This window comes from Pseudomonas sp. CFBP13508, from assembly GCF_005233515.1.
Lineage (GTDB): Bacteria > Pseudomonadota > Gammaproteobacteria > Pseudomonadales > Pseudomonadaceae > Aquipseudomonas > Aquipseudomonas mercuritolerans.
The window spans coordinates 127,528-143,130 of record NZ_QFZZ01000002.1 but is presented as its reverse complement, the minus strand read 5'-3'; the positions used below and the strand labels follow the sequence as shown (position 1 = coordinate 143,130).

The 15,603-nt window shown below is 60.0% G+C and carries 17 protein-coding genes and 2 pseudogenes; 14 read left to right on the top strand and 5 right to left on the bottom strand.

Features of this window, described 5'->3' with window-relative positions:
- Window positions 1–167 precede the first annotated feature (167 nt).
- Together PspCFBP13508_RS05130 and PspCFBP13508_RS05125 are read left to right on the top strand one after the other, a co-directional pair.
- A complete protein-coding gene (locus tag PspCFBP13508_RS05130; RefSeq protein ID WP_110601689.1) occupies window positions 168–1,634 on the top strand; it encodes a cytosine permease in 1,467 nt (488 codons plus the stop codon).
- Window positions 1,627–2,556, top strand: a complete 930-nt coding sequence (locus PspCFBP13508_RS05125; protein WP_137213882.1) for a PfkB family carbohydrate kinase — start codon at window positions 1,627–1,629, stop codon at window positions 2,554–2,556. The genes PspCFBP13508_RS05130 and PspCFBP13508_RS05125 overlap by 8 nt, the downstream gene beginning before the upstream one ends.
- A gap of 145 nt (window positions 2,557–2,701) precedes the next feature.
- Here the strand turns inward: PspCFBP13508_RS05125 and PspCFBP13508_RS05120 are convergent, their stop codons facing one another.
- The 4 genes from PspCFBP13508_RS05120 to PspCFBP13508_RS05105 form a co-directional block, all read right to left on the bottom strand.
- Window positions 2,702–3,082 carry a Rho termination factor N-terminal domain-containing protein gene (locus tag PspCFBP13508_RS05120; RefSeq protein WP_024013908.1) on the bottom strand — a complete coding sequence of 127 codons (381 nt, stop codon included), beginning with the start codon at window positions 3,080–3,082 and terminating at the stop codon, window positions 2,702–2,704.
- A gap of 63 nt (window positions 3,083–3,145) precedes the next feature.
- Window positions 3,146–3,403, bottom strand: coding sequence for a hypothetical protein (locus PspCFBP13508_RS05115; RefSeq protein ID WP_130911805.1), 258 nt, complete (start codon window positions 3,401–3,403; stop codon window positions 3,146–3,148).
- Between the two features lie 44 nt (window positions 3,404–3,447).
- Window positions 3,448–3,792: a hypothetical protein gene (locus PspCFBP13508_RS05110; protein WP_125917286.1), complete on the bottom strand. Its 345-nt coding sequence runs from the start codon at window positions 3,790–3,792 to the stop codon at window positions 3,448–3,450.
- A gap of 108 nt (window positions 3,793–3,900) precedes the next feature.
- Complete coding sequence (locus tag PspCFBP13508_RS05105) at window positions 3,901–4,554, bottom strand: HD domain-containing protein (RefSeq protein WP_137213881.1); 654 nt, start codon at window positions 4,552–4,554, stop codon at window positions 3,901–3,903.
- Window positions 4,555–4,779: 225 nt separating this feature from the next.
- Between PspCFBP13508_RS05105 and PspCFBP13508_RS05100 the strand changes: the two genes are divergently transcribed.
- From PspCFBP13508_RS05100 to PspCFBP13508_RS05055, 10 genes and pseudogenes are all read left to right on the top strand, one after another.
- Window positions 4,780–5,259, top strand: a complete 480-nt coding sequence (locus tag PspCFBP13508_RS05100) for a GNAT family N-acetyltransferase (RefSeq protein WP_137213880.1) — start codon at window positions 4,780–4,782, stop codon at window positions 5,257–5,259.
- A 159-nt stretch (window positions 5,260–5,418) separates the two neighbouring features.
- Window positions 5,419–6,081 (top strand): hypothetical protein, encoded by a 663-nt coding sequence (locus PspCFBP13508_RS05095; RefSeq protein ID WP_137213878.1) that lies wholly within the window; start codon window positions 5,419–5,421, stop codon window positions 6,079–6,081.
- A pseudogene (locus PspCFBP13508_RS05090) lies at window positions 6,078–6,572 on the top strand (PAAR domain-containing protein). The gene PspCFBP13508_RS05095 and the pseudogene PspCFBP13508_RS05090 overlap by 4 nt, the downstream one beginning before the upstream one ends.
- Window positions 6,573–6,578: 6 nt before the next feature.
- Window positions 6,579–7,319, top strand: a complete 741-nt coding sequence (locus PspCFBP13508_RS05085; RefSeq protein ID WP_137213876.1) for an alpha/beta hydrolase — start codon at window positions 6,579–6,581, stop codon at window positions 7,317–7,319.
- A gap of 6 nt (window positions 7,320–7,325) precedes the next feature.
- Window positions 7,326–7,820 carry a hypothetical protein gene (locus PspCFBP13508_RS27400; protein WP_178084472.1) on the top strand — a complete coding sequence of 165 codons (495 nt, stop codon included), beginning with the start codon at window positions 7,326–7,328 and terminating at the stop codon, window positions 7,818–7,820.
- A 282-nt stretch (window positions 7,821–8,102) separates the two neighbouring features.
- Window positions 8,103–9,092: a 2-dehydro-3-deoxygalactonokinase gene (locus tag PspCFBP13508_RS05075; RefSeq protein ID WP_137213875.1), complete on the top strand. Its 990-nt coding sequence runs from the start codon at window positions 8,103–8,105 to the stop codon at window positions 9,090–9,092.
- 18 nt (window positions 9,093–9,110) lie between these two features.
- A complete protein-coding gene (locus PspCFBP13508_RS05070; protein WP_071173195.1) occupies window positions 9,111–9,731 on the top strand; it encodes a 2-dehydro-3-deoxy-6-phosphogalactonate aldolase in 621 nt (206 codons plus the stop codon).
- 61 nt (window positions 9,732–9,792) lie between these two features.
- Window positions 9,793–10,941, top strand: a complete 1,149-nt coding sequence (gene dgoD / locus PspCFBP13508_RS05065; RefSeq protein WP_016770960.1) for a galactonate dehydratase — start codon at window positions 9,793–9,795, stop codon at window positions 10,939–10,941.
- Between the two features lie 173 nt (window positions 10,942–11,114).
- On the top strand, window positions 11,115–12,425 hold the full coding sequence (locus PspCFBP13508_RS05060) for an MFS transporter (protein ID WP_137213873.1): 1,311 nt from the start codon (window positions 11,115–11,117) through the stop codon (window positions 12,423–12,425).
- A 61-nt stretch (window positions 12,426–12,486) separates the two neighbouring features.
- Window positions 12,487–13,290, top strand: a complete 804-nt coding sequence (locus tag PspCFBP13508_RS05055; protein ID WP_016770958.1) for an IclR family transcriptional regulator — start codon at window positions 12,487–12,489, stop codon at window positions 13,288–13,290.
- An 11-nt stretch (window positions 13,291–13,301) separates the two neighbouring features.
- Here PspCFBP13508_RS05055 and PspCFBP13508_RS05050 read toward each other — a convergent pair whose 3' ends face one another.
- The gene (locus tag PspCFBP13508_RS05050; protein ID WP_016770957.1) at window positions 13,302–14,354 is read right to left on the bottom strand and encodes an alcohol dehydrogenase catalytic domain-containing protein; all 1,053 of its coding nucleotides are present in this window, start codon (window positions 14,352–14,354) and stop codon (window positions 13,302–13,304) included.
- Window positions 14,355–14,544: 190 nt separating this feature from the next.
- Between PspCFBP13508_RS05050 and PspCFBP13508_RS05045 the strand changes: the two genes are divergently transcribed.
- On the top strand, window positions 14,545–15,435 hold the full coding sequence (locus tag PspCFBP13508_RS05045; RefSeq protein WP_064361232.1) for an AraC family transcriptional regulator: 891 nt from the start codon (window positions 14,545–14,547) through the stop codon (window positions 15,433–15,435).
- Between the two features lie 17 nt (window positions 15,436–15,452).
- Window positions 15,453–15,545 (top strand): annotated as a pseudogene (locus PspCFBP13508_RS27575) (metal ABC transporter ATP-binding protein); the annotation flags it as partial.
- Window positions 15,546–15,603: the final 58 nt, after the last annotated feature.

Sequence of the window (15,603 nt, the reverse complement as noted above, 5' to 3'; positions counted from 1 at the left end):
AATTGGAATGCATTTCCTTGTGGGAGCGAGCCTGCTCGCGAAAGGGGCGGCGCATTTCTAAAGAATTCACACAGCAATGGATCGCACAGACAGGCCTCGGAAGGCCGGTTGTCTTGTCGTTTTGCATCATTGCCACAACCACAAAAAAGGCAAACAGGAGCATCTTCATGAGTTCATCAACCGCCGGGCAAAGCGTCGGGCAATTGGAAACCCGGGGCATCGAGCCGGTGCCGGAGGCGGAGTGCAACGGTCATCCGCTGCAACTGTTCTGGGTCTGGTTTGCGGCGAATATTTCCATCCTCGGCCTGCCGCTGGGCGCCACGCTGGTGGCGTTTCGCGGGCTGGCGATCTGGCAGGCGATCATCGTCGCGATTCTTGGTGCCGCCGGTTCGTTTGCCGTGGTCGGGATCATTTCGATTGCCGGGCGTCGTGGCCGCGCGCCGAGCCTGACGCTCTCCCGGGCAATTTTCGGCGTGCGCGGCAACATCGGCCCGACGCTGGTCTCGCTGATGTCGCGTCTGGGTTGGGAAACCGTCAACACCACCACCGCGGCGTTCGTGCTGCTGTCGCTGTGTTCGATCCTGTTCGGCTCGCCGGTCGAGGCGAAAAGTGCGCCGGTACTGACGCTGATCTTTATCGCCATCTTCGTCCTGCTGACCTTGTCAGTGTCCGGCCTCGGCCACGCGACTTTGCTGGTGATCCAGAAGTGGGCGACGTACGTGTTCGGTGCGCTGAACATTCTCGTCGGTGGTTTCCTCTGCGCGACCATCGACTGGAGTGCGGTGTTCAACGCCACGCCAGCACCGCTGAGCGCAATGATCATCGGCATCGGCACCATGGCCGCCGGCACTGGTATCGGTTGGGCCAACGCCGGTGCGGATATGTCGCGCTATCAGCATCGCAGCGTCAAGGCTGTGCGCCTGGTGGCGTCGGCGGCGTTCGGCGCAGGGATTCCGCTGGTACTGCTGATCACCCTCGGCGGCTTGTTGTCGGTGGGCAACAATGACCTGGCGTCGGCGACTGACCCGATCGTGGCGATCCGCGACATGTTGCCGACGTGGATGGCCGTGCCGTACCTGATCACCGCGTTCGGTGGCCTGCTGCTGTCGAACAACCTGTCGGTGTACTCCGCCGGCCTGACCACGCTGACCCTGGGCCTGAAGGTCAAACGCGTCTACGCGGTAGTGGTGGATATCGTCGCGATCTTCGCCGGCTCGATCTACTTCATGCTGATCGCCGACAGTTTCTACGGCCCGTTCATTACCTTCATTTCCCTGCTGGCAGTGCCGATCACTGCCTGGGTCGGGATCTTCGTGGTCGATCTGATTCACCGTCACTACTACAGCCCCAAAGACCTGCTCGACGTCAGCCCGAGCAGCGCCTATTGGTATCGCGGCGGCATCGAGTGGCGCGCGTTTGGCGCCTGGGCGATCGCCATTGTCCTTGGTTTCAGTTTCACCACCATCGGCACCACGGCAGAAAATGTCTGGTTCAAGGGCTTTCTGTCCGACTCTTGGCTGGGCCACAACGGCCTCGGCTGGATCGTGACGTTCGTCGTCGCCGGTGGCATTTACCTGGTACTTGGCGGTGCGAAAGATCGCCGCGCCGCGCAACCCGAGAATGCTCATGCCTAAGATGTTGCACACCGGCCAGGTCATCATCGACCTGGTCATGGCCGTGGATAAACTGCCGCAGGTTGGCGGCGATGTGCTGGCGCAGTCGGCGGGTTTCGAAGCCGGCGGCGGTTTCAACGTGATGGCCGCTGCGGTGCGCAACGGCCTGCCGGTGGTCTATCTCGGTCGCCATGGCACAGGACGTTTCGGTGACCTGGCGCGCCAAGCGATGCAGGCGGAAGGTATCGGCATCGGCATCCGCGAACCGGCCGAGCGCGATACCGGTCTGTGCGTGGCGCTGACCGATGCCTCGGCTGAGCGCAGTTTCATTTCCTATATCGGCGCTGAAGGTGAGGTGACCGAGGACGATTTGAACAGCGTGGCTGTCGAGCCCGGCGATTACGTTTATCTCAGCGGTTACAGTCTGCTGCATGAGGGCAAGGCGCAGGCGTTGCTCGACTGGACGCTGGCGCTGCCGGCGTCGGTCAATGTGGTGTTCGACCCGGGGCCGTTGGTGGAGTCGCCCGATGCGCCAATGATGCAGACGTTGCTGCCGCGCATTGATGTGTGGACCAGCAACAGCGTCGAGGCGCTGCGGTTTACCGGGGCTGATGAGATTGGCGCGGCGATGGATCGTCTTGCGAAATTGCTGCCGGAAAATGTGCTGATGGTGGTGCGCGACGGGCCGCAGGGTTGCTGGATTCAGCAGCGTGGCGAGCGTCGACAAGTGCCGGGGTTTGCTGTCAAAGCAGTGGACAGCAATGGCGCCGGTGATGCGCATGCCGGGGTGTTTGTTGCTGGATTGGCGCAGGTGTTGGAGGCACCGGAAGCGGCGCGGCGGGCCAATGCGGCAGCGGCACTGGCGGTGACTCGCTGGGGACCGGCGACATCGCCGGGTACGGCGGAGGTGGATGCGTTTATCCGCGAGTCCTGCGGCGGCTGATAAATGGCTATCGCGAGCAGGCTCACTCCCACATTGAATCTGTGTCTTACACAAATCTCCTGTCGGAGCTGCCGAAGGCTGCGATCTTTTGATCTTGAAAAGCAAAAGATCGCAGCCTTCGGCAGCTCCTACAGTGGGCGTCGTTCTAGCCCGCCTTGCGCAACGCCTCAATCAACTCCTGCTTGCGCATCGACGAGCGCCCCGGAATATTCTTCGCTCGGGCTTCCTTCATCAGGCTATCGACAGTCTGCGTATCCTTCGAAGTCTCGCTGTTGCGTGAATGGCCCTTGCGGCTGGCCACCGCGCGGCGCGATGACTCTTTGCGATCTTCCGACTTGGCACTGGCGGGCTTCTTGCGCCCCGAGCCACCGGACTTCTCGCCGCCGCCGGATTGTTTGTTGACCGTCGCCCAGGCGCGAGCCTCAGCCTCATCTTTCGACACGCCCTTTTTCTCGTAGCTGTCTTCGATGTGCTCGGCTTTGCGCTTCTGTTCGCTGGTGTATTTGTCTTTGCTTCCACGAGGCATGGGATTTCTCCTCCTGTGTGCAGATTCAACCGCTCGCTACGCCTGCAGCGAGCGGCTTCGGAACTATTGCTGATCGAGTTTCTGTGCGGCTTCTACGCCAGCCGCGCTGAGCTTGATCGGCAGGTTCAGCGAGTGTTCGCCCGCTTCGCTCAAGGTCACATGACCATGGTGAATCAGCCCGCGATCCTGCAGCGAGGCGAGGGCGCTGGCCACGACTTTCTCGCCCCGGTAATTGTCCAGCACCTCCTTGCCCAGGCCGTTGGGATGGGCGTGCAGCAGGCGGGTGAGAACTTCTTTTTCCAGGTCTTTGTCGACGTTCATGGTTACCTCTTCATGGGAGTGAATAGGGCGCTCGCGTCGGCGAACTACTGACCGGCACCTTCGGAACCGGAGCCACCGGTGGTGGTTTTCGAGCCGACACCGGGGCCTGCATTGTCAGGCGCCGTGGCAGGAGAGTCAGGCGTGTTCATGCCGCCCTGACGCCCCGGATCGCTGCCCTGGGTGCGCGGGTCGGTCCCGGTGGCGGGTGGCTGATTGATCAGCGGCACACCGGAGCCATCGGTATTCATTCCGGGGGCACTGTTGATAGCAGGCGCGCGTGGCGGGGTCGGATCGGTAGGGCCAGTGCCCGCTGCCGTGGACGAGGCGGCGAACACCGCAGGGCAGAGCAGGGCGCTGAAGACGAAAGCGGTCAACCTTGACGGGATCATAGGGCTTCTCCAGTGATTGGAATCCTTACACTGGGTTGGTCAGCCCTGGTGACGGATTGGTGCCCGATGATCGACGAACGGTCTTCGCCGGGGTCACGTCTCTGCTGTTCAGACGATGCCGATCTCTTCCTTGAACTGCTCCATGAAACCCTTCAGTCGTTGATGACGAATGTGCGCCAGGCGCTGACCGGTCACCGTTTGAAAACCGTCGGCCAGATGTAGCAGTTTGGTCTGGAAATGATCGAGGCAAAAACGCGTGTCGTCGTACTCGCGCTCAAGCGCTTCGGGATCCTCTGGGTCGTACAGCGCCGAGCCCATGCGCCCGGCCACATAGAAGGTTCGGGCAACACCGAGCATGCCCAGCGAGTCGAGGCGATCGGCGTCCTGGACGATTTTCGCTTCGAGCGTGATTGGGGTGATGTTGGCAGAGAAACTGTGGGCTTCGATGGCGTGGGCGACGTTGCTGATTTTCTCGTTGGGCCAATTCATTTCCTTCAGCACGGATGAGGCTTTGTCCGCTGCCAGACGCGAAGCCTGCGCGCGCAATGGTGAGTTTTTTTCGACCGCTACGCAGTCGTGCAGCAGCACGGCTGCCAGCAAGACTTCGAGATCGCCGCCTTCGGTTGCATGCAGGGTGCGGGCGTTATGCCAGACCCGTTGCAGGTGGGCGAGGTCGTGGGCGCCGTCATCCGAGGGTTCCAGTGCATGTGAGAGTAGCGCTGACGCCAGTGCTTCCATCGGCGCAAAACAGTTAACGGTCATAAGCATCCTTTCAGAATGTGCGGTATCAACTGTGGGAGCGAGCCTGCTCGCGAAAGCGTCATTTCAGTCAGACGTTGATTCAACTGACAGAATGCTTCCGCGAGCAGGCTCGCTCCCACAAGGGCAACAGTGTTCAGCAAATTGGGCAGGTCAGTATGTTTGCCATGTGACGAGCGCCGCTGCGCGCCTTAGTATGGCGCTTTAATTTGCACACAAGGCCCGTCCATGACGATCGAAATCCGCCCGGCGACCCCCAGCGATTCGCCGCAAATCCTCACCTTCATCACCGAACTGGCAGATTTCGAGAAGGCCCGTCACGAAGTCATCGCCAGCGTCGCTGACATCGAACGCAGCCTGTTCGGCGAAGGCGCCACCGCCCATGGCCTGATCTGCCTGCGCGACGGCTTGCCGATCGGCTTCGCGGTGTTCTTCTTCAGTTATTCAACGTGGCTGGGCAGCAATTGCCTGTACCTCGAAGACCTCTACATCACCCCCGAACAACGCGGCGGCGGCGCCGGCAAAACCCTGCTGCGCCACCTGGCAAAAATCGCCTGCGCCAACGACTGCGGCCGCTTCGAATGGAGCGTGCTGGAATGGAACACCCCGGCCATCGAATTCTACAAGTCGCTCGGTGCGCAACCGCAGGAGGAATGGGTGCGGTATCGCATGGATGGCAAGGTGTTGCGCGAATTTGCCGAGGGCTGAGCACAATGATGGCAATCTACTGCTGATTCGGTTGTCGCCACTGCTCTAGTCCGGCATTCTGTGCGCCATTTTTGCGCGCTCACGGACGACACCTGCAATGTATCTGGCAAAATTTCTCCGCGCCTGTGGAGCCCTCGCTGCGTCAATGAGTGACCAGCTATGAGCGGACTGCAGGCGTCCATGCGTCTGTATGGTCTGGTGAAAACTACCGGCTCTTCTGACGACCCGAATCGACAGGTTGTCGAAATTCTCTGCATGGCCCAGCGCACTGGCGGCGTGGCTATACGGGCTTTCGTGTCGCGGCTCGACGCTGAGTTGATGTCGCGCAGCGCCGGCCTCGGCGAATACCGTGTGGAAGCGCTGAGAACCTTTGATCCCACAGCGATTATCGACGCTCATCAAGGCTGGCTGATGCTGCACATCTGTTGCGGCTTCGTCGCTCTCGCCGGCCATTCTCTGTTGAAAAACGGTGCGTTGATCCCGATGGGCTGGCACGTCTACTCCGAAGTGGGGCGCTGGACCTCCAGACATCATCTGGACCTTGGCGTGGAAATGGGCGACTTGCTGCAATCGACTTTCGAGCGCAATCACCTGCGCAACTACAACGCCTGGCTCAACGAACTTGATGATGCAACGCCTGCCGAGTTGAGGTGGCAAGCCAACGAAGCCTGGCGTGCCATACAAACCGCCACATCACCTGTAAGCCGTGAGCATTGTCATGCTCTGTTCGACCCGGTCGACAATCGCTGGCGCTTTGCCGCGACCGACATCGACATCTATCAGCCATCCCCGGCATCCCTTAAGCAAGGAGCTTTGAATTGAGTGGTAAACCCGCAGCTCGCGTCACCGACCCAACCGCCTGCCCACTGCCAGGTCACGGCACCAACGCGATTGTCTCCGGCTCGCCGGACGTGTTTTTCGATTGCCTCGCTGCTGCACGCATGACCGATAAATGAGCGTGTGGCAGCCCTATCACCGGAGCGGTCTCCGGCACCGTTTTCATTAACGGCCTGAATGCCGCGATGCTCGACAGCACTGGTGGGCATGGCAATGTCGTGATCGGTGGCTCAGGCACGGTGATTATCGGCCAGAGCGGGGGAGGGGCCGCGTTTAGCGGGTTGCTGCCGATGCCGGTGCATTTCACTGACAGGTTGCAAGTAGTCAATCAGGACACCGGAGAGCCGGTCTCTTATCACCCTTACATCATTCAGCGGGGTGACGGCAGTGAAGAGTCTGGCGTGACGGATGCGGCGGGATTTACCCATACCGTCAGTTCGCACCTGGCTGAGACGATTAAATTATTTGTGGAGTAATTAGAGATGGCAAATGGAAGTGCAACAGCGGAGGCTCCACCACCGGCAATGGCGAAAAGGGATCCCGTGAGTCATACACTTACTTGCAAGACAGATCAATCGGTCAAGCAAGTAACAGTAAGCATCCGCGATGCAATGGTTTTTCTTGTTGGTGGAGCTGGCGATCAGGAACGGTATTACGTTGATGGTCCCAATCACAATGTCGACTATGTGCGAGACATGGTCGACGCGGACATCGAAGCGCTGGAGATACAGAAATCTTGTACGACGTTGCCCCTTGGTTATAACTCATTTATGAGTGAGGAGGATCTGGAGCGTAACGTTATTCGAAAAATTCCAAGTTGCAATACTGCGATTTATATCATCGGCCACAGTTTGGGTGGCTGGAACGATGCTCATTTGTCTGCCGTTTTAACCGAGCGCGGTTTCAAAATAAAAATTTTGGTGACCCTGGATCCCGTAGGACACGGCAAAATCGTATATGGTATTTCGAAAATATATCGTCAGGTTCCCAAGCCTAAAGCGCAGTATTGGGTAAATATCAGGGCCGCTGCGGTCGATTGGAACCTGTCAGATCTGGTTGCAGACCTCGGTGAGCAATGGGAGATCTCCGAAGGGCCGAATGTCATGGGGCGGCTCGATATCAATCACGCAGATGCCAACTTTATGTATGCTCATGCCTTGCCCGGTGGAAAGTCAGCGCGACAGATTGTAGCGGAGTCAATATTCAAATGGATCAAGGGGTAACCGCCTATGAAGGTTTTGATCTTGGCAATATGTATATCGGTGCTCTCGGCTTGTTCTTTGAATCATGGCCGGCCCATTGCTAACCTTAAATACGAAAAGACAGAGCGGCTTCGTACTACCGGAATTTATCAAGTTTATTTCAAGTCCGACGTGGAACTTCTCGGCCTGTTCAAGTCGTCTATAGGGCGTGGGCTGGTCTGCTCGTTGACAAGTGATCTTGATTTTTCTCAGGCACACCGAATTAAACAGTCCGGCTTCGGGTTTATCGAGAGGGTTTCACCTGACTCGTTAATTTATAGGGCAGATGTCATTTTTGACGAGTCGGTAGACGATGAGGGGGGAGAAAGGCGCCTGAAAGGGGAAACACTTGATCCCCTTTTAAAAGCCAGAGATTCCTTTTCCTGTGTGTATAGAGTCCATTCCACTACATACAAGACGTATTTTTCCAAGATTATGCAGGTACCTAGCGCGGATTTGCTGACAACTGGCCATGCAAAATGAAAGATATCCCGTCCGGCCTTGCCTCTTTCGAGGGCCGCTCTACCTGAATATTTCCCGACCGCAGTGGCATGGCGAACCTTGCATTTTGTCCGTGCAAGCCTGACTTGGCCTTTCGCGGCATTCGATCGCCATCCTTGCAGCCGGGGGGGCGTTTTGAGCGAGGTGATACCGTTACTGTCGACGCGTCCCATAATATGGGATTGATATTTATATATTGAGATTTCACATCCTTCGGGTTTATAGTCCATCGCACTCACTGCCAAAAACAAAACAGGTGAAGCGATGCAGGCGCAATTGATCGCGCTCGATTGGGGGACGACCTCATTACGTGCTTACAAACTCGCGGCGGACGGTGTGGTGCTGGAGCAGCGTGCGCTGTCGTCCGGGATCATGCAGTTGCCCAAGACCCCGCGAATCATCCACGGCCGTGAATGCGCCGATGGGTTTGAACTGGCCTTCGACGAGGCCTGTGGTGACTGGCTCGATGCGCAGCCGGATCTGCCGGTAATCGCTTGCGGCATGCTCGGCAGTGCGCAGGGCTGGCGCGAAGCGGCTTACTGCGAGACGCCGGCCGACGTCGCCCATCTCGGAAATTCCCTACAAACCGTTGTCAGCTTGCGCGGTACGCCGGTGCATATCGTCCCGGGCGTGATCCAGCGTTCGCGTCTGCCGAATGTAATGCGTGGCGAAGAAACCCAAGTCCTCGGCGTGCTGCAGAGTCTGCCGGCCGAGGCGGGTAGCGATCTGCTGATCGGCCTGCCCGGCAGCCACTCGAAATGGGTGGAAGTGGTCGATGGCCGCATCACTCATTTCGACACGTTCATGACTGGCGAAGTCTTCGCCGTGCTCAGCGAGCACAGCATTCTCGGCCGTACTCAGCAGCCGAGCCCGACCTTCGATGCGCAGGCGTTCGATCGCGGCGTGCAAATTGCGCTGTCGACAGATGCTGAGCTCGGCGTGCTGTCGACCTTGTTCAGCGCCCGCACCCTCGGCCTCACCGGTGAACTGAGCCCGACTGCTCAGGCGGATTATCTGTCCGGCCTGATGATCGGCCATGAGCTGGCCGCGCTCGCCAATGTGCAGCGGCGCCGGCGCAATCAAGCAAATCTTCCATCGATCGTGCTCATCGGCAATGCGCAACTGTGCACGCGATATCGCCGTGCCCTCGACGCCTGCGGCTTTGCTCAGGTGACGTTGGCCGAGCAGGCCACCGAGCGTGGCTTGTGGCAACTGGCGCGCGCCGCCGGACTGATCGATTCCTCATCCCGTTAACCTGACTGGAGGCCTGACATGCTCAAGCAAGCACTGGCACAAAACGGTCTGATCGCGATTCTGCGTGGCCTGCAACCGCAGGAAGCGGCGGCTGTCGGAGAAGTCCTGTATTCCGCCGGATTTCGCGTCATCGAAGTACCGCTCAATTCTCCATCGCCGTACGAAAGTATCCGCATCCTGCGTGATGCGCTGCCCGCCGATTGCCTGATCGGTGCCGGCACGGTGCTCAGCCCCGAGCAGGTCGAGCAGGTCAAAGCGGCTGGCGGCCAAGTGATCGTCATGCCGCACAGCGATGCCAAAGTGTTGCGCGCGGCGAAAGCGGCGGGGCTGTACCTGTCGCCGGGCGTGGCCACGCCGACCGAAGCCTTCGCCGCATTGGCCGAGGGCGCGGACATTCTCAAGCTGTTTCCGGCCGAACAAATGAACCCGGCGGTCGTCAAGGCCTGGCTAGCGGTGTTGCCAGCCGGCACGGTGCTGGCGCCGGTCGGCGGGATCACACCGGACAACATGCAGGCCTTTATCGATGCCGGTGTGAAAGGTTTCGGTCTCGGTTCCGGCCTGTTCAAACCGGGCATGACGCCCGAGCAGGTGGCGGTCAATGCCAAGGCCTATGTGGCTGCCTGGAAAGCCCTGCGTTAAGACTTTTTGGCGCTGTGCGCGCTGCATCTAATAAAAGCTGCATTTACAAAAGAGAGCAGAGATGAAAATCACCAAACTCACGACCTTCATCGTTCCGCCGCGCTGGTGCTTCCTCAAGGTCGAAACCGACGAGGGCGTGACCGGTTGGGGCGAGCCTGTGGTTGAAGGACGCGCGCATACCGTAGCTGCTGCGGTGGAAGAGTTGTCCGACTACCTGATCGGCAAAGACCCACGCAATATCGAAGACATCTGGACCGTGCTCTATCGCGGCGGCTTCTACCGTGGCGGCGCGATCCACATGAGCGCACTGGCCGGTATCGACCAGGCACTGTGGGACATCAAGGGCAAGGCCCTCGGCGTCTCGGTCAGCGATCTGCTCGGTGGCCAGGTGCGCGACAAGATTCGTGTCTATTCGTGGATCGGCGGCGACCGGCCGGCCGACACCGCGCGTGCGGCGAAAGAAGCAGTGAGCCGTGGTTTCACGGCGGTGAAAATGAACGGCACCGAAGAACTGCAGTTCCTCGACACTTTCGAGAAAGTCGACCTTGCCCTGGCCAACGTTGCCGCCGTGCGTGATGCGGTCGGGCCGAACGTCGGTATCGGCGTCGACTTCCACGGCCGCGTGCACAAGCCGATGGCCAAGGTGCTGATGAAGGAGCTCGACCCGTACAAACTGATGTTCATCGAAGAACCGGTGCTCAGCGAAAACTACGAAGCATTGAAAGAACTGGCGCCGCTGACCAGCACGCCGATTGCCCTCGGCGAGCGGCTGTTCTCGCGCTGGGACTTTAAACGGGTGTTGAGCGAAGGCTACGTCGACATTATCCAGCCGGATGCCTCCCACGCCGGCGGCATCACCGAAACCCGCAAGATCGCCAACATGGCCGAAGCCTACGACGTCGCGCTGGCGCTGCATTGCCCGCTAGGCCCGATCGCCCTGGCGGCGTGTTTGCAACTCGACGCGGCTTGTTACAACGCGTTTATCCAGGAGCAGAGCCTCGGCATCCATTACAACGAGAGCAACGACTTGCTCGACTATGTGAAGGATCCGCGCGTCTTCGACTACGACCAAGGCTTCGTCAAGATCCCGAACGGCCCGGGGCTGGGCATCGAGATCAACGAGGAGTACGTGATCGAGCGTGCGGCAGTCGGCCACCGCTGGCGCAACCCGATCTGGCGTCATGCCGATGGCAGCTTTGCCGAGTGGTGAGTACTGCCTGACACACCACCAATCCCTTGTGGGAGCGAGCTTGCTCGCGAATGCGGCAGGTCAGTCACATCGATGCCGGATGTGCCGCCGTCTTCGCGAGCAAGCTCGCTCCCACAGGATTCTGTTCAAGTCTCAAGACTGTCCTCAAACAAACATAAAAAGAGGCATCTCTCATGCAAACGCACACCCTCTCCGGGCAGGCGTCTTTAGTCACGCCTAGCCGCAAGCGATTTTTCATCATGGTGTTGCTGTTCATCACCGTGGTCATCAACTACCTCGACCGCAGCAATCTGTCGATTGCCGCGCCGGCGCTGACCAGTGAGCTGGGCATCGATCCGGTTCATGTCGGTCTGATCTTCTCCGCGTTCGGCTGGACCTACGCTGCCATGCAGATCCCCGGCGGCTGGCTGGTCGATCGGGTGCCGCCGCGCATCCTTTACAGCGTCGCGCTGCTGCTGTGGTCGGTGGCCACGGTAATGCTCGGTTTCGTCAGCAGCTTCATCGCCCTGTTCGTGCTGCGCATGGCCGTCGGTGCGCTGGAAGCGCCCGCCTATCCGATCAACAGCCGCGTGGTCACCACCTGGTTCCCTGAGCGCGAGCGCGCCACGGCGATCGGTTTCTACACCTCCGGACAGTTTGTCGGTCTGGCTTTCCTGACCCCGGTGCTGGCGTGGCTGCAACATGCATTCGGCTGGCACATGGTGTTCGTCGCCACCGGCGCGGTGGGCATTCTCTGGGCGCTGATCTGGTACGCGGTGTATCGCGAGCCGCGCGATTTCAAAGGCACCAACCAGGCGGAAATCGACCTGATCCGCGAAGGTGGCGGGCTGGTGGATATCCAGGCCGAGACGGCCAAGGTCAAAGCCAAGTTCAGCTGGACCGATCTCAGTATCGTCCTCAGCAAGCGCAAGTTGTGGGGCATTTACCTTGGCCAGTTCTGCCTGAACTCGACGCTGTGGTTCTTCCTCACCTGGTTTCCGACCTATCTGGTGAAATATCGCGGCATGGACTTCATCAAGTCCGGCCTGCTCGCATCGCTGCCATTTCTTGCCGCGTTCGTCGGTGTGTTGTGCTCGGGATTCTTTTCCGACTTCCTGATCCGGCGTGGCTACACCGTGGGCTTCGCGCGCAAATTGCCGATCATTGGCGGGCTGCTGATTTCGACTTCGATCATCGGCGCCAACTTTGTCGAGTCGACGCCGCTGGTGATTGCCTTCCTCGCCCTGGCATTTTTCGGCAACGGTCTGGCGTCGATCACCTGGTCGCTGGTGTCGACGCTGGCACCGGCGCGTTTGCTCGGCCTGACCGGTGGCGTGTTCAACTTCATCGGCAACCTCTCGGCTATTGCTACGCCGATTGTGATCGGCTTCCTCGCCAGCGGCGATTCGTTCGCCCCGGCGATCACCTACATCGCCGTGCTCGCGCTGGTTGGCGCCTTGTCCTACGTGCTGCTGGTCGGCAAGGTCGAGCGTATCGAGTTGTAGTGCTCTGCGTCGGGCGACCATAATGCCGCCCGTTCCTTCGCTCAACGGTAAAAGGCTGGATATGCAGGAAGACGCCCCGGAAAAAACCAAGGACGCCGCGCCCACCGGCACCCAGACGCTGCTGCGCGGCCTCGGTGTGGTGCAGGCAGTGGCCAGTGGCGCGCGTGATCTCAAGGAGATCGCCCGGCTGATCGGCACCACGCGCAGCACCACCCATCGTCTGGCCAGCTGTCTGGTCGACGAGCGTTATCTGCGCGTGGTGCCGCAGATCGGTTATCTACTTGGGCCGAAACTGATCGAACTGGGCTTTCAGGCCCGCGAAGAGTTGCCGCTGGTGACGTTGGCCGGGCCGTATCTGGACGAGCTCTCGGCCCTGACCGGCGATACCGTGCACTTGGGCATTCGCGAAGGCGACGAAGTGCTGTATCTATTGAAGAATCCCGGACGCAACGGCCCGGAAATGCGCTCGCGGGTTGGCCATCGCATGCCGCTGGTGCGCACCGGTATCGGCAAGGCCTTGATGCTCGATGATTCGCCGCAGGATTGGCGGCGGCTGTACGACATCAGCCTGCCGGCGGGTGGCAAAAGTCAGTTCTGGCCGCAGCATCCCCAGCAGTCGTGGGAACAGCTTGAGCAGCGCATGGGCGAATACGTCGCCGGTGGCTACGCGTTCGATCTGGAAGACAACGAACCGTCGATCCGCTGCGTGGCGGCGCCGATTCGTGACGCGAGCAAGGGCATTGTCGCGGCGATCAGTATCGCCAGCACCGTGCCGTACATGCCGCTGGAAAAAATGGCCGAGTTGATCCCCCTGCTCAAAGGGGTCACAACCCGGCTGTCGGCGGAGCTGGGCTTGAAGGTGTAAGCCGTGAAGGTTTAAGCCTTCAGCGTCGCCATGTCGATGACGAAGCGGTACTTGACGTCACCGGCAATCATCCGAGCGTAGGCTTCGTTGATCTGGCGGATGTCGAGCATTTCGATGTCGCAGGTGATGTTGTGCTCGGCGCAGAAATCCAGCACTTCCTGGGTCTCGGCGATACCTCCGATCAAGGAGCCGGCCAGTACGCGGCGGCTCATCACCAGTTTGCCGGCGTGCACGGGCGGGTTCACCGGCTCGATCAGCCCGACCAGAATGTGCACGCCGTCGAAACGCAGGGTGTCGAGGTACGGGTTCAAATCGTGCTGCACCGGAATGGTGTCGAGCAGGAAGTCGAAGTAGCCGGCCGCGGCCTTCATCTGCTCGGCATCGGTGGAGACGATGACGTGATCGGCGCCCTGACGGCGGCCTTCTTCAGCCTTGCTCGCCGAGCGGGTGAACAGCGTGACTTCCGCGCCCATGGCCTTGGCGAACTTGATCCCCATATGGCCGAGGCCGCCCATGCCGAGAATCCCGACCTTGTCACCGGCCTTGACGCCGTAGTGCTTGAGCGGCGAGTAGGTGGTGATACCGGCACAGAGAATCGGTGCGGCGCTGGCCAGAGCCAGTTTCTCGGGAATGCGCACAACGAAGTGCTCACTGACCACGATGCTGTCGGAATAACCGCCCATGGTGTTGCTGCCATCGACCCGGTCCGGGGTGGCGTAAGTCATGGTCGGGCCTTCGAGGCAATATTGCTCGAGGTTCGCCTGGCAGGCTTCGCAGCTGCGGCAGGAATCGACCATGCAGCCGACGCCAACCAGATCGCCTACCTTGTGACGGGTGACATTCGCACCGACAGCGGTGACTTTTCCGACGATCTCATGGCCGGGCATCAGCGGATAAACGGCGATGCCCCATTCGTTGCGTGCCTGATGGATGTCGGAATGGCAGACGCCGCAGTAGAGAATTTCGATCGCTACGTCGTCGGCGCGCGGGCTACGGCGTTCGAATTTCATCGGGGCGAGGGGCGTGGTGGCCGATTGGGCGGCATAGCCGATGGCGGTGTACATGGGTGACCTCGCAAAAACAGTGACAAGTGAGACGGTGAATTCTGGGCGCCAGAGGCGGAGGCGGCCATGACGATTTCTCCGGGTCTCATGCCTAATCCTCCGGCATGCGGGTTTCGGCGATCGCATTGGCCAGCGGATCTGCGATGATGTTTTCATCCCCTTTTCCGTGAATTTTACGAAGACCTATTCGATGCAGTTGACCCGTCATCTTGATGCCAATGCCCGGCTGGTTTCGCTGATCGAACCGCTGGCGCTGCGCGATGGCTACAGCCAGACCGGTCTGCCCGGTGTGCAGATTTTGCGCGCCAGTTGCGACGTCGCCCGTGGCCCGCATATCTACGAGCCGAGCCTGATGATCATCGCCCAGGGCAGTAAACTGGCGTTCCTCGGCCCACGAACCATGGAGTACGGCGCCGGGCATTATCTGATCCAGGCGCTGCCGGTGCCGTTCGAATGCGAAACCTTTGCCTTGCCCGATGCGCCATTGCTCGGTGTGTCGGTGGCGATCGATCGCGTCCTGCTCGGCGAACTGGTGCTGGCCATGGGGCTGGCGCCGGGTCGGCATATTCCGGCGCAGACGCCGGAGTCGATGACCTCGGTGGTGCTCGACGATGGCATGCGCGGTTGTGTCGAGCGGCTGCTCAGCTGTCTGCACGATCCGCTGGAATGCCAGATTCTCGGCCCGGCGCGGGTTCGCGAATTATTGTTCGTCGCGCTGCGCGGGCCGCAAGCGGATGTGTTGCGGGCGTTGGTCGAGCAACAAGGGCAATTCGCCCGGGTGGCGGCGTCGATCAGCCATCTGCATGCGCATTACACCGAGCCGCTGAATGTCGAAACCCTGGCCGGTTGCGCGAACATGAGCGTGTCGACCTTTCATGAGCATTTCAAGCGCAGCACGCTGTTGTCGCCGGTGCAGTATCTGAAGCGTTTACGTTTGTTGAAGGCGCAGACGCTGCTGGTGGCGGAGGGGCTGGGCGTGGCGCAGGTGGCGCATCGGGTGGGGTATCAGAGCACGTCGCAATTCAGTCGCGAATACAAGCGTTACTTCGAACGCAGTCCGGGGGAAGAGCGCGCTGCCTGATCCGCCGATAATCCCCTGTGGGAGCGAGCCTGCTCGCGAAGGCGCTGGATCAGTCGACATCATCTTTATATGACACACCGCTTTCGCGAGCAGGCTCGCTCCCACAGTTGTTTTGTGGTGGCAGAGGAATTTTGGGCAACAAAAAGGCCCCCATTTCGGGAGCCTTGT

Excerpts from the sequence above, each read along its gene's own strand:
- PspCFBP13508_RS05130 (WP_110601689.1), top strand. The coding sequence starts at position 168 with ATGAGTTCATCAACCGCCGGGCAAAGCGTCGGGCAATTGGAAACCCGG.
- PspCFBP13508_RS05125 (WP_137213882.1), top strand. The coding sequence starts at position 1,627 with ATGCCTAAGATGTTGCACACCGGCCAGGTCATCATCGACCTGGTCATG.
- PspCFBP13508_RS05120 (WP_024013908.1), bottom strand. The coding sequence starts at position 3,082 with ATGCCTCGTGGAAGCAAAGACAAATACACCAGCGAACAGAAGCGCAAA.
- PspCFBP13508_RS05115 (WP_130911805.1), bottom strand. The coding sequence starts at position 3,403 with ATGAACGTCGACAAAGACCTGGAAAAAGAAGTTCTCACCCGCCTGCTG.
- PspCFBP13508_RS05110 (WP_125917286.1), bottom strand. The coding sequence starts at position 3,792 with ATGATCCCGTCAAGGTTGACCGCTTTCGTCTTCAGCGCCCTGCTCTGC.
- PspCFBP13508_RS05105 (WP_137213881.1), bottom strand. The coding sequence starts at position 4,554 with ATGACCGTTAACTGTTTTGCGCCGATGGAAGCACTGGCGTCAGCGCTA.
- PspCFBP13508_RS05100 (WP_137213880.1), top strand. The coding sequence starts at position 4,780 with ATGACGATCGAAATCCGCCCGGCGACCCCCAGCGATTCGCCGCAAATC.
- PspCFBP13508_RS05095 (WP_137213878.1), top strand. The coding sequence starts at position 5,419 with ATGAGCGGACTGCAGGCGTCCATGCGTCTGTATGGTCTGGTGAAAACT.
- PspCFBP13508_RS05085 (WP_137213876.1), top strand. The coding sequence starts at position 6,579 with ATGGCAAATGGAAGTGCAACAGCGGAGGCTCCACCACCGGCAATGGCG.
- PspCFBP13508_RS27400 (WP_178084472.1), top strand. The coding sequence starts at position 7,326 with ATGAAGGTTTTGATCTTGGCAATATGTATATCGGTGCTCTCGGCTTGT.
- PspCFBP13508_RS05075 (WP_137213875.1), top strand. The coding sequence starts at position 8,103 with ATGCAGGCGCAATTGATCGCGCTCGATTGGGGGACGACCTCATTACGT.
- PspCFBP13508_RS05070 (WP_071173195.1), top strand. The coding sequence starts at position 9,111 with ATGCTCAAGCAAGCACTGGCACAAAACGGTCTGATCGCGATTCTGCGT.
- dgoD (WP_016770960.1), top strand. The coding sequence starts at position 9,793 with ATGAAAATCACCAAACTCACGACCTTCATCGTTCCGCCGCGCTGGTGC.
- PspCFBP13508_RS05060 (WP_137213873.1), top strand. The coding sequence starts at position 11,115 with ATGCAAACGCACACCCTCTCCGGGCAGGCGTCTTTAGTCACGCCTAGC.
- PspCFBP13508_RS05055 (WP_016770958.1), top strand. The coding sequence starts at position 12,487 with ATGCAGGAAGACGCCCCGGAAAAAACCAAGGACGCCGCGCCCACCGGC.
- PspCFBP13508_RS05050 (WP_016770957.1), bottom strand. The coding sequence starts at position 14,354 with ATGTACACCGCCATCGGCTATGCCGCCCAATCGGCCACCACGCCCCTC.
- PspCFBP13508_RS05045 (WP_064361232.1), top strand. The coding sequence starts at position 14,545 with ATGCAGTTGACCCGTCATCTTGATGCCAATGCCCGGCTGGTTTCGCTG.